Raw genomic sequence first — 13281 nt, forward strand, 5'->3', positions numbered from 1 at the left:
ATGAGCAACAATGCAAAGCAGTTAAGTGCCAAACGCATCCGGACACGCAACAACGTCATCGTCTACATCGTCCTTTCCATCCTGGCGGTGATCTGGCTGTTCCCGGTGGCGTGGGTGGTCATGACCAGTTTCCGCGCCGAAAAGGGCAGCTACGTCTCCACCTTCTTCCCCAAGAGCTTCACGCTGGACAACTACATCAAGCTGTTCACCGATACGAGCCTGCTCAACTTCCCGCAGATGTTCATGAATACCCTGTTCATCGCCATCTGCTCGTGCATCCTCTCCTCGTTCTTTTTGCTGTCGGCTTCCTTCTGCCTGTCCCGGCTCAAGTTCAAGCTGCGCAAGCCCTACATGAACATGGCCATGATCCTGGGCCTGTTCCCCGGCTTCATGTCCATGGTGGCCGTCTACTTCATCCTGAAGGCCGTGGGCCTGACCGAGGGCAACAACGTCCGTCTGGCTCTGATCCTCTGCTACTCGGGCGGCGCGGCCCTGGGCTTCCAGATCACCAAGGGCTTCTTTGACACCATCCCCAAGGACCTGGACGAGGCCGCCATGCTGGACGGCTGCACCCGCTGGCAGATCTTCACCAAGATCACCCTGCCCCTTTCCAAGCCCATCGTCATCTACACCATCCTGACCTCCTTCACCGCCCCCTGGGTGGACTTCATCTTCGCCAAGGTCATCTGCCGGGCCAACGCCGACCAGTACACCGTCGCCATCGGCCTGTGGCGTATGCTTGAAAAGGAATACATCGACAGCTGGTACACCAGCTTCGCCGCGGGCGCGGTGCTGATCTCGATCCCCATTGCGATCCTCTTCCTCAAACTGCAGAAATACTACGTCAACGGCATGGCTGGTGCGGTCAAAGGCTAATCGGGTATCTCTGAAACACACACCCCTTCTGCAACACAGCAGCCGCCAGACCGTCACTCTCTGGCGGCTGCCCTTTTGTATACATATTATAAAGGACGGTAACCTGATCCATGCAAACTGCCACCCAGAACCCTGCGGCAGCTTCCGCCCGCCGCAGGATGTACGACTCCAAAGCATTCGAGGCCCAATACCACACCGACCAGCCTCTGGGCGCCCTGTGGACCCCCCAGGCCACCCGCTTTGCCCTGTGGGCCCCTACCGCCCGCCGCGTGGAGCTGTCCCTGTATGAGGATGGCTGCTCCGGCGCGCCCCAGCTGACCACGGAACTGGCGCGCGCCGGACGGGGGGTCTGGCAGGTCCTGCTGGAAGGGGATCTGGACGGCCGCTACTACGATTTCTCCGTCACCGACAGCGAAGGCGTCACCCGCCGCACCGCCGACCCCTGGGCCAGGGCCTGCGGCCGGGACGGCGCCCGCAGCATGGTGGTGGACCTGCGCCGCACCGACCCCGAAGGCTGGCAGCAGGACGCGCCCCCGGCCCACGGCACGGAGGACATCATCTATGAGGTGCACGTCAAGGACTTCTCCCACGATCCCCACAGCGGCGTACCCGAGGCGCTGCGAGGCAAATACCTGGCTCTGACCCTCAACGGCACCACTCTGGACGGGGACGGCATCCACCCCACCTGCATCGACTACCTCCGGCAGCTGGGGGTCACCCATGTGCAGCTGATGCCGGTGTACGACTTCGGTTCGGTGCCCGAAGGCCAGGGGGACAACTACAACTGGGGCTATGACCCGGTGAATTACAACGTCCCCGACGGCTGGTATGCCACCGATCCCGACAACGGCGCCGTGCGCATCCGGGAGCTGAAGGCCGCGGTGCAGGCTCTGCACCGCAACGGCTTCCGGGTGGTGATGGATGTGGTGTACAACCACACCTATAAGCTGGATTCCTGGCTGTGGCGCACCGAGCCCTGGTATTTCTACCGCCAGAACCCCGACGGCACCCCCGCCGACGGCTCGGGCTGCGGCAACGATCTGGCCAGCGAACGCAGCATGTGCGCCCGCTACATCCTGGAATCGGTGCTGTACTGGGCCGAGGAATACCATATGGACGGCTTCCGCTTTGACCTGATGGCCCTGCTGGACACGGGCCTGATGAGCCGCATCCGCGCCGAACTGGACCGCCGCTACGGCAAAGGGGAAAAGATCCTCTACGGCGAGCCCTGGAGCGCCCACACCAGCGCCATGCGCCGGGGGGCCATCCCCTCGGGCAAGCGGGCCCTGCCCACCCTGGATGAGAACATCGGCGCGTTCTGCGACGCCACCCGGGACCTGGTCAAGGGGCATATCCTCCACGCCGAACGGCCCGGCTTTGTCAACGGCGGGTCGGCCCGGCTGTCCGCCCTGGCCTCGGCCATCACCGGCTGGGCCGGGGTGCAGGGCGGGCGCTTTGCCTCCCGGGCCCCCTCCCAGACCATCAGCTATCTGTCCAGCCACGACGACTGGACCCTGTGGGACAAGCTGGTGATCACCATGGACCCCCAGCGCGGTTTTGACCAGCCCACCCCCGCCATCCTGCGGGCCAACCGCCTGGCCGCAGCCTTCTGCTTTGGCTGCCAGGGCCATTGGTTCCTGCTGGCCGGCGAGGAGTTCGGCCGCACCAAACAGGGCCTGCAGGACAGCTTCAACGCCCCCGCCGACCTCAACCGTCTGGACTGGACCCGGGCCTGGACCGGCCCCTGGCGTCAGCTGGCGGAATACTATCAGGGCCTGATGGCCCTGCGCAAGCAGCTGCCCGCCCTGTGCGACAAGAGCGAGGCGGCGCCCCGGCGGCTGCTGGGCGCCTGGAGGCCGGGCCGCCAGTGCGCGGCTTTCCTGCTGGACAACAAGGGCCACAGCCACTGGGATCAGCTGCTGCTGATCTACAACGCCGGCCGCGCCCGGCCCGCTCCTCTGCCCGCCGGGCAATGGCAGCTGCTGGCCGACGCCGACAGCAGCACCCTCTGGGCCGAAGCGCAGCCCACCCTGCTGCAGGACCAGGCCGAGCTGCCCGAAAGCGGGGCCCTGATCCTGGGGCGTCTGCACCCATAACACGACAAGGAGCAACAAAACCTATGGATCTTCTTTTTGGAAGGCAGGATTTCGCCAGCGAAGCCTGCCAGCAGAACACCTTTTTGCTGACCAACGGCCTGGGGGGCTATTGCTCCCTGTCGGCGGCCTTTTCGGCCACCCGGGGGGATCACGCCCTGCTGATGGCCAGCCTGCGGGCCCCCACCGCCCGCTTTGACCTGGTGCACCGTATGTCCGAGCAGCTGACGGTGGGCCAGCAGACGGTCTGGCTGTCCACCCAGGACAAGGCCGGCTGTCCCGACGAGGACGGCTGGCGCCACCTGGTCCTGTTCGATGGGGACGGCCCCCGGTGGGTGTACGAGGTCGCCGGCGTCCGTGTGACCCGGCAGCTGGCCATGGACTATGGGCAGAACACGGTGGCGGTGCAGTACACCATCGAGAACCATAGCCAGGCCCCCTGCACCCTGACCGCCACCCCCTGGCTGCGGTTCATCCCCAAGGGGGGCCGCATGACCAGCCGCCGCCGCTTTGACTGGAGCGCCAGCCAGGTGCGCAGCGGCGGGCTCCGGCTCCGCTTTGCCGTGGAGGGAGGCATCGCGGAAGCCCTGCCCGACTGCCTATACGAGACGCTGCGGTTCCGTCACGATGCGCCCGACGGCCGCACCCCCACCGGCCTGTGCGGAGCGGCCGGGCGGTTCGTCTTTACCGCTGCGCCCGGGCAGACCCGTCCGTGCGCGGTGGTGCTGGGCACCGGCGCCGACCTGCCCACCGCAGGCGCCGTGCTGGCTTCCCAGGCCAGGCGCCGGCAGGAGCAGGCCGAGGCGGCCGGGCTGCACACGGCGCTGGGGCAGGCGCTGTCGGCGGCGGCCGACGCCTTCATCGTGGAGCGGGCCTCCACCCAGGGCAAGACCATCGTGGCGGGCTACCCCTTCTTCACCGACTGGGGCCGCGACACCATGATCGCCCTGCCCGGCTGCACCCTGTCCACCGGCCGCTATGAGGACGCCAGGAGCATCCTGCGCACCTTTGCCGCCAACGAACGGGACGGCCTGCTGCCCAACCTCTTTCCCGACCAGGACGCACAGCCCCAGTACAACACGGCGGACGCGGCCCTGCTGTTCATCAACTGCCTGTGGCTGTACTACACCCGCACCCAGGACGATGCCTTTGCAGCCGAGATGTGGCCCTGTGCCGCCCGGATCGTCCAGTGCTACCGGCAGGGCACCAGCCATGGCATCCACATGGACGCCGACGGCCTGCTGTGCGCCGGCGAGGGCCTGGACCAGGTGACCTGGATGGACGTGCGGATCGGCACCCATCTGCCCACCCCACGCCACGGCAAGCCGGTGGAGATCAACGCCTACTGGTACAACGCCCTGCGCATCATGGCCCGGCTGGCGCCCCTGGCCGGCGCCGACGGCGGCCCCTACGCACAGCTGGCCGCGCAGGCGGGGGCCAGCTTCCGCCAGGCTTTCTGGATGCCCGGGGAGCAGCGGCTGCGGGACGTCATCAGCCCCCAGCCCTCCCCTGCCGACACCCAGCTGCGGTGCAACCAGATCTGGGCCGTATCCATGCCCTTCACCCCCCTCACCCGGGACCAGGCCGCCGGGGTGGTGCGCAGCGTCCGTCAGGCTTTATGGACCCCCTGCGGCCTGCGCACCCTCGACCCCGCCGACCCCGACTTCCACCCCGTCTACGGCGGGCCCCAGAAGGTCCGGGATCTGGCCTACCACCAGGGGACGGTGTGGCCCTTCCCCCTGGGAGGCTACTATCTGGCCCAGCTGCGTGTGGGCGATTTCTCCCCCGCGAGCTGCCGCCAGGTGCGCCAGGACCTGGACGCTTTGCTCCCCGCCCTGCGGGAAGGGTGCCTGGGCTCGCTGCCCGAGATCTACGACGGCGGCGTGCCCGGCCCCTCCCGCGGGTGCTTTGCCCAGGCCTGGAGCGTGGGCGAGCTGCTGCGGGTCTGTGAGGCGCTGGAGCGTCCCCAGGCCGCGGGCCTGGAGGGCGGCTGGGCCCAGGCGTGAGATATCCTGCTCCTTTTGTCCATTTATTGATAGGATGTGGCGGTTTTCGCATTGAATTATCCGGCGTTCCATAGTATCCTTATTCTGCAAAAACGAGAAGGTAACGGAAGGGTTTCGATAAGGAGGTTCCCCTATGATGGATCTAGCCGCCATTTTCCACCAGGCGCGGGTGCCCATGTGCTGCGCCCTGGATCAAGACACCCTGCAGATCACCCTGCGCACCGGTCTGGAAGTGGACAGCGTCCAGCTGATCTACGCCGACCCCTACGAGGCCGGCATTGCCGGGGGCGAGGAGAGCTGGGAAGGCCGCCGGATGGCCATGCAGCCATCCTTCCGGCTGGAGCACAGCCGCCTGTGGCAGGCCGTGCTCCGCCCGCCCTACCGCCGGCTGCGCTACTGCTTCGCCCTGCAGCAGGGCCAGGAGACCTGGTACTACTACGAGGACGGCCTGCGTCCGGTGCTGCAGCTGGACGCCCGTGTGCAGTGCTTCGCCATGCCCTGGATGAATCCCGCCGACTGCATCGCCCCGCCCGACTGGGTGCGGCACACCGTCTGGTATCAGATCTTCCCCGACCGGTTCTGCCGCGGCGGCAGCGGCCGGACGGCGGACCAGCCCTGGCGCAAAGGCCCCGTCACCAACGCCCAGCGCTTTGGCGGGGATCTGGCGGGCATCACCGCCAAGCTGCCCTATCTGGCCCGGCTGGGGATCAGCGGCCTGTACCTCAACCCTATCTTTCTGGCCGCCAGCGTCCACAAGTACGACACAGCCGACTACACCCGCATCGATCCCGATTTCGGCTGCGAGGAGGATTTCCGCCGGCTGGTGCACGCCGCCCACGACCAGGGCATCCGGGTGATGGTGGACGCGGTGTTCAACCACTGCGGCCCCCACTTCGGCCCCTGGCGGGACGTGGTGGCCCATGGGCCCCACTCCCCCTACTGGAGCTGGTTCTTCGTCCATCGGTGGCCCTTTGAGGAGGGCGACACCCGGGACGGCCGGTACTACTCCTTCGCCTTCCACGGCGGGATGCCCAAGCTGAACACCAACCTGCCCGCCGTCCAGGATTATCTGATCGGGCTGTGTGAAAGCTGGGTGCGCCAGTACGACATCGACGCCATCCGCTTTGATGTGGGCAACGAGATCTCCCACGATCTCCTGCGCAGGCTGCGGGTCCGGCTGAAGGCCATCAAGCCCGGCCTCTATCTGCTGGGCGAGATCTGGCACGACGCCCCGGCCTGGCTGGAGGGGGACGAGTACGACGCCGTCATGCACTATCCCCTGCAGAGCGCCCTGCGCCGCTTCTTTGAGGACGAGAGCCAGCCCGCCCAGGCCTTTGGCTGGGATGTGGCCCGGTGTATGTCGGTATACGCACCCCAGGTCAACACCGCCCAGTTCATCCTGCTGGACTCCCACGACACCATCCGGCTGCGCAGCCGGGTGCGCAGCGAGGACGAGTACTGGCAGCAGCTGGCGGCCCTGTTCACCCTGCCGGGCAGCCCCTGCGTCTATTACGGCACCGAGGTGGTGCTGGAAGGCGGGCCTGACCCCGACTGCCGCCGCTGTATGCCCTGGGACGAACTGGACACCCCCGCAGGCCAGGCCTCCTGCCAGACGCTGCGCGCCCTCATCGCCCTGCGCCGGCAGGAACCCGCTTTGCAGGGCGGGGAGATCGCGTTCCTGGACGGGCCCGACCGGCTGGTGCGCTACCGCCGCGGCAGCGTCCGTCCGCTGGAAGTCTGCCTGAACGCGGGCCGGGAGCCCGAAGCGCCGGCTCCCACAGGTGAGGTGCTGTTCGCACGGGGCTGGGACGGGAACCGGCTGGCCCCGGGCGGCGTCCTGATCTGCCGCGTCTGATCCATATCATACAATAAGGAGCGTTTTTATGATCGATTTCAGCAAAAAGGACTGGTGGAAGGAAGCCGTCATCTACCAGATCTATCCCAAGAGCTTTCAGGATTCCAACGGGGACGGCATCGGTGACCTGCCGGGCATCCTGTCCCGGCTGGACTACCTGCAAAAGCTGGGGGTGAACGCTTTGTGGATCAGCCCGGTGTTCGCCTCTCCCCAGGTGGACAACGGCTACGATGTCTCCGACTACCGCGCCATCGATCCCATGTTCGGCACCATGGAGGATATGCGCACCCTCATCCGGGAGGCGGGGGCCCGGGGCATCGGCATCCTGCTGGATCTGGTGCTCAACCACACCAGCGACCAGCACCGCTGGTTTCTGGAGGCCTGCAAGGGCCGGGATAACCCCTGCCACGATTATTACATCTGGCGGGACGGCCAGCCCGGCGTCCTGCCCAACGAGATGCGCGCCGCCTTTGGGGGGCCTGCCTGGACCTATGTGCCCCAGCTGGGCCAATACTACTTCCATCAGTTCGCTCCCCAGCAGCCCGACCTGAACTGGGAGAACCCCGCCGTCCGCCAGGAGCTGTACGCCATGATCCGCGCCTGGATGGCCGAGGGGGTCAAGGGGTTCCGGCTGGACGTCATCGACCAGATCGCCAAGGACCCCGACCGCCAGATCACCGCCAACGGCCCCCGGCTGATGGAGTTCCTGCACGAGCTGAACCGGGAGACTTGGGGCGGGGCCAACCTTGTGACGGTGGGCGAAGCCTGGGGCGCGGATATCCCCCGGGCCCGGCAGTACAGCGCCCCCGACGGCAGCGTGTTCAGCATGGTGTTCCAGTTCGAGCAGATGTGCCTGGACCACGAGGCCGACAAGTGGGTGCCCAAAGCCATGGCCCTGCCCGAGCTGAAGGCCAGCATCGCCCGCTGGCAGCAGGGCCTGCACGGCTGCGGCTGGAACAGCCTGTTCTGGGACAACCACGACCTGCCCCGCATCGTCAGCCGCTGGGGCGACGACGGCCAAGCCCGGGTGGATTCGGCCAAGGCCCTTGCGGTGGCGCTGCACGGCCTCCAGGGCACCCCTTATATCTACCAGGGCGAGGAGCTGGGCATGACCAACGCCCCCTATCCCGTGGAGGACCTGCGGGATGTGGAGAGCATCAACGCTTACCACGAGCTGGTGGACGGAGGCAAGAGCCCCGAGGAGGCCCTGGCGCTGATCCACCGGATGATGCGGGACAACGCCCGCACCCCCATGCAGTGGACCGCCGGGGAGAACGCCGGCTTCACCACCGGCACCCCCTGGATGCGGGTCAACCCCAACCACACCGTCATCAACGCCGAGGCCGCCCTGGCTGACCCGGACTCGGTGTTCCACACCTATCGGAAGCTGATCGCGCTGCGCAAGGCATACCCCGTCTTTGTGGAGGGGGATTTCACCCTGCTGTGCCCCGAGGACCCGCAGGTGTTTGCCTATCTGCGCCGGGGCGCGGGCCAGGAGCTGCTTGCCACTGTCAACCTCAGCGGCAAGCCCGCCGCCTTCGCCCTGCCCGAGGCCTTCCGGGGCTGCCAGCCCCTGCTGGCCACCCAGGGCACGCCCGACAGCGGTGTGCTGCGCCCCTGGGAGGCTCTGCTCTACCTGCGTGACGCGATCTGAGAACGTTATCACCAACGTTACAAACAAGGGAGGGTTTCACCATGGAACTCAAACAGCAACTGTCCGCCATCACCAATGCCCGCTTTGGCTGCGGGCCCGAGGGGTGCACCGACGCCCAGCTCTACCAGGCCCTGCTGACCCTGACCCAGCAGCTGGCAGCCGGCCGGCCCGCACCCAAAGGTCCGCGCAAGCTCTATTACTTCTCGGCTGAATTTTTGATGGGCAAACTGCTCAGCAACAACCTGCTGGCCCTGGACCTCTTTGAGCCCGTGCGCGCCCTGCTGGATGCGATGGGCCGCAGCCTGGCCGCTCTGGAGGAGTACGAGCCCGAGCCCTCGCTGGGCAACGGCGGTCTGGGCCGTCTGGCTGCCTGCTTTTTGGACTCCATCGCCGCTCTGGGCCTGCCCGGGGACGGCGTGGGCCTGAACTATCACTACGGCCTGTTCCATCAGAAATTCGTGGACCGCAGGCAGCAGGAGCAGCCCGACCCCTGGATCCAGCCCGAAAGCTGGCTGCTGCCCACCGGAAAGAGCTACACCGTCCCCTTTGGCGGCTTTGATCTGGAGGCCGTGCTGTACGACATCGCCATCCCCGGCGCCCGGAGCGGCATCGCCAACCGGCTGCACCTGTTCGATGTCACCGACCCGGCCCAGCCCCCCGCCAACGGCATCGACTTTGACAAGCGGGATATCCCCCACTGTCTGACCGCTTTCCTCTACCCCGACGACAGCGACCGGGACGGCCAGCTGCTGCGGGTGTACCAGCAGTACTTTATGGTCTCGGCCGGCGCACAGCTGATCCTGGATGAACTGGAGGCGCAGGGCTTTGGTCCCGAGACCCTCAGCCAGCATGTGGCCATCCAGATCAACGACACTCATCCCTCCATGGTCATCCCCGAGATGATCCGTCTGCTGACCGGCAGGGGCCTGACCTTTGACGAGGCAGTGGAACAGGTGGAACAGACCTGCGCCTACACCAACCACACCATCCTGGCCGAAGCCCTCGAGAAGTGGCCGCTGGACTATCTGCAGACGGTGGCCCCCCAGATCGTACCCATCATCCGGGAGCTGGACAGCCGGGCGCGGCAGCGCAGCGGCGACTCCCGGGTGGCCATCCTGGACGATGCCGGCCGGGTGCACATGGCCCACATGGACATCCACTACGGCCATTCGGTGAACGGCGTGGCCGCCCTCCACACCGAGATCCTCAAATCCAGCGAGCTGAAACCCTTCTACGACCTCTATCCCGACAAGTTCAACAACAAGACCAACGGCGTCACCTTCCGCCGCTGGCTGGAGGTGTGCGACCCGGCCCTGTCCCACTGGATCACCCAGCGGATTGGCGACGGCTGGACCCGCGACCCCGAGGAGCTGGAAAAGCTGCTGCCCTTTGCCGAGGACCCCAACAGCCTGAACGCCCTGCTGGAGGTCAAGCAGCACAACAAGCGCAAGCTGCAGGCCCTGCTGCGGCAGCGCCAGGGCGTGGAGGTGGACGAGAACTCCATCTTTGACATCCAGGTCAAGCGTCTGCACGAGTACAAACGCCAGCAGATGAACGCTTTGTGGGTCATCTACAAATACTGTCAGATCAAGGGCGGCAACCGTCCGGCCCGGCCCATCACGGTGCTGTTCGGCGCCAAGGCGGCCCCCGCTTACACCATGGCCAAGAACATCATCCATCTGATCCTCTGCTTGCAGGCCCTCACCGAGTCCGATCCCGATGTCCGGCCCTGGCTGCACGTGGTGATGGTGGAGAACTACAACGTCAGCTGGGCCGAGGCCCTCATCCCCGCCTGCGACATCTCGGAGCAGATCTCCCTGGCCTCCAAGGAAGCCAGCGGTACCAGCAACATGAAGTTCATGGCCAACGGCGCCGTCACCCTGGGCACCATGGACGGCGCCAATGTGGAGATCGCCGGCCTGGTGGGCCAGGACAACATCTTCACCTTCGGCGCTTCCAGCGACGAAGTCATCGGGCTGTATGCCAACGGCGGCTATCATCCCCTGGATCACTACCACCGTCCCGGCATCGAATATCTGGTGGACTTCCTGCTGACCCCCCAGATGCTGTCCATCGGCGACCCCCAGATGCTGTGGGCGCTGTGGAACGACATGAAGTACAAGGACTGGTTCATGGCCCTGCTGGATGTGGAGAGCTATATCGCCGAGAAGGAGCGCGCCCTGGCCGCCTATGAGGACCGCACCGCCTGGGCCAAAAAGATGCTGGTCAACATCGCCCGGTCGGGCTACTTCTCCTCCGACCGCACCATCGCCCAGTACGATGCCGATATCTGGCACCTGCGCCCCGCCAAGGATTGATTTCAACCAAAAAGAGCCGGAGGGCTGTGGAACGTTCCGCAGCCCTCCGGCTTGTTTTTTTCAGCAAAGACTTAATTTGTTTGAGCCAGCAGCACCTCGGCCAGCATCCCGTACACCGCCTCGTCCAGGTGCATGGTCTGCAAAACGCCCAGCAGGGCGGCAGCGCTCATGCCGCCGTGCAGATAGCCGAAGATCTGCTCTTTGAGGTCGTACTTCATCTCTGCCTGGTACAGCAGGCGGTACAGCTGCCCTTCCAGGTCGTTGGGCAGCAGCCTGGGAGCCGCGCCGAACTGCACCTGCAGCCGGTCTTCCGGCCGGATGGCCGGGGCTTCCAGGGTGAGGATGTGCTTTTCGGGGTCATAGGACACCGCGGCCTCTGCCTCCTGCCCGTTGCACAGCAGCCGGGGCGCCTCGGGGCCCACCCCATAGAAGCAGAACGCATAGCTCCGCCGGGCGGGCACCACCGGCCGGTTGCCCTCCACCGGCCCAACGGTCAGACAGCCGGCCTCCTGCTCCCAGGTCATGCGGGTGACGGCAAAGCTGCCCTCTGTGGGGATGCTGATGCCGTCGTCTTCGTACAGCTCGAAGGAGCCGTCCGCCCCCGGGAACACCCGCACTTCCATGCAGGCGGGATTGTCGGTGCTGCTGCCCGGCTGCAGCCGGGCCATGGGCAGGATAGCCCCTGCCCTGGCCAGCACCGGGATATCCTCCAGGCTGCGGTAGAGCGTCAGCTTGCGGCCGCCGTCGTAGATGCGGCCCTCGAACAGGTCGAACCAGCGGCCCGCGGGCAGCCAGGCTTCAAAGGGGGCGGCGCCCGCCTTTTTGTCCATGGGGGTGGTGATGGGGCAGACCAGCAGCTGGGTGCCGAAATAGTACTCGTTGGGCGCGCTGTATGCCTCGGCGCGCTGGGGCTCCAGGTAGTACAGGGGCCGGATGAGGGGCTGGCCCTGACGGCTGGCCAGCACGTTCATGGTGTAGAGATAGGGCACCAGCTGGTGGCGCAGACGCAGATAGCGCTTCATCACGGTCTGGGCGATGAGGTTGTAGTTCCAGGGCTCCTTGCCGGTAAAGCGGCTGTTGGAGCTGTGCAGCCGCATGATGGGAGAGAACACGCCGAACTGCACCCACCGGGTGGACAGCTCATCGTCCTTGCCGCCCTGCATATGCCCGCCGATGTCATGGCTCCACCAGCCGTAGCCGATGTTGCTGGCGTTGGCGGTGAAGTAGGGCTGGAAATCCAGCGACTTCCACGAGATAATGGTATCCCCTGAGAAGCCGATGGGGTAGCGGTGGCTGCCCGGCCCGCTGTAACGGGAGAAGGTCAGTCCGCGCTTGCCGCCCCGCATACTGTCCAGGTAGTGGTAGTGGTTCAGCATCCAGAGGGGGTCCAGCCCGGGGATGCGGGTGCGGGTGCCCTGCTGCCAGTCCACCCACCAGAAGTCCACCCCCATCGCCTCGTTGGGATGGTGCAGGTATTGGAAATAGGCCTCCAGAAAGGCCGGGTCGGTGCTATCGAAGGGGATGGGTTCCTCCTTGCTCCAGTCCAGCCCCAGGGCCTGGGCCATGGGCCGGTAGGCCTCCTCAAAGGGGCGCACCCCGTCGGCGGGGTGGACATTGAGGGTCACTTTGAGGCCGTGCCGATGCAGCCAGCCCATGAACTCGGCCGGATCGGGGAAAAGTTCCCGGTTCCAGGTGTAGCCGGTCCAGCCGCTGCCGTACTTGGGGTCCACGTCCACCAGATGCCAGTCCATATCGATGACCGCCACCGAGAAGGGGATCTGCTCGGCCTCAAACCGCCGGATCAGCGCCTTGTATTCCTGCTCGTCGTAGCGGTGGTAGCGGCTCCACCAGTTGCCGAATACGAACCGGGGCAGCAAAGGCACCGGGCCGGTCAGGTGGTAAAAGTCCCGCAGGCAGTCCTGGTAGGCGAGGCCATAGCCAAAGAAATACAGGTCGGTCCGCTCCCCCTGGCGGGGCTCCACCCAGCCGTCGGAGCGGATCAGCAGAGACTTGCTGTCATCCAGCACCCCAAAGCCGCCCCAGCGGGACAGCAGGCCGTGCTCCAGAGGGATGGCGCCGTCGGCGGTATCCAGCGTCCGGGCGGTGCCGCCCAGGTCCTCCACCTCGTCCCCATAGTGCCACACGCCATTGTGGCTGCCGCCCTTGGCCTTGACGGTGACGGACAGCCCGCTGGGGGAAAACTTCTGCTTGTCGTACAGCAGCTGCACCCCTTCGGTGACGATCTTGAGGGTGTCCTCCGTCTCAAACACCTGGAACGCAGGGGTGGCAAAATCCCGGTTGAGAACGCACTGGGTGGGCCGGTCCTCAAAAACGCCGTCCTCGCTGTACTCCAGCCGGAACAGGCGCGGGGTCAAAACACTGATGCGATACCGCTCCCCCTGCACCACCGACGCGGTCGGGCACAGAGGATGACTTTCGATCCGATACAGTTCTTCCATATGCAGCATCCTTTCCTTCT

General features: G+C 65.9%; 7 protein-coding genes. 6 read left to right on the plus strand and 1 reads right to left on the minus strand.

Annotated elements, in window-relative coordinates; all coding sequences use genetic code 11:
- From B5E66_RS01385 to B5E66_RS01410, 6 genes are all read left to right on the plus strand, one after another.
- On the plus strand, nucleotides 1-876 hold the full coding sequence (locus B5E66_RS01385) for a sugar ABC transporter permease (protein WP_087228189.1): 876 nt from the start codon (nucleotides 1-3) through the stop codon (nucleotides 874-876).
- 110 nt (nucleotides 877-986) lie between these two features.
- Complete coding sequence (pulA, locus tag B5E66_RS01390; protein ID WP_087228190.1) at nucleotides 987-2972, plus strand: type I pullulanase; 1986 nt, start codon at nucleotides 987-989, stop codon at nucleotides 2970-2972.
- Nucleotides 2973-2995: 23 nt separating this feature from the next.
- Entirely contained in the window at nucleotides 2996-4975 is a 1980-nt protein-coding gene (locus tag B5E66_RS01395) for an amylo-alpha-1,6-glucosidase (protein ID WP_087228191.1), read from the plus strand.
- Between the two features lie 133 nt (nucleotides 4976-5108).
- Complete coding sequence (locus B5E66_RS01400; RefSeq protein WP_242958054.1) at nucleotides 5109-6830, plus strand: glycoside hydrolase family 13 protein; 1722 nt, start codon at nucleotides 5109-5111, stop codon at nucleotides 6828-6830.
- A 28-nt stretch (nucleotides 6831-6858) separates the two neighbouring features.
- Nucleotides 6859-8484: a glycoside hydrolase family 13 protein gene (locus B5E66_RS01405; protein ID WP_087228192.1), complete on the plus strand. Its 1626-nt coding sequence runs from the start codon at nucleotides 6859-6861 to the stop codon at nucleotides 8482-8484.
- A gap of 41 nt (nucleotides 8485-8525) precedes the next feature.
- Nucleotides 8526-10802 (plus strand): glycogen/starch/alpha-glucan phosphorylase, encoded by a 2277-nt coding sequence (locus tag B5E66_RS01410; RefSeq protein WP_087228193.1) that lies wholly within the window; start codon nucleotides 8526-8528, stop codon nucleotides 10800-10802.
- Nucleotides 10803-10873: 71 nt separating this feature from the next.
- Here the strand turns inward: B5E66_RS01410 and B5E66_RS01415 are convergent, their stop codons facing one another.
- Complete coding sequence (locus B5E66_RS01415; RefSeq protein WP_087228323.1) at nucleotides 10874-13261, minus strand: glycoside hydrolase family 31 protein; 2388 nt, start codon at nucleotides 13259-13261, stop codon at nucleotides 10874-10876.
- Nucleotides 13262-13281: the final 20 nt, after the last annotated feature.

This window comes from Faecalibacterium sp. An121 (assembly GCF_002160915.1).
Taxonomy (GTDB): Bacteria; Bacillota; Clostridia; order Oscillospirales; family Ruminococcaceae; genus Faecalibacterium; species Faecalibacterium avium.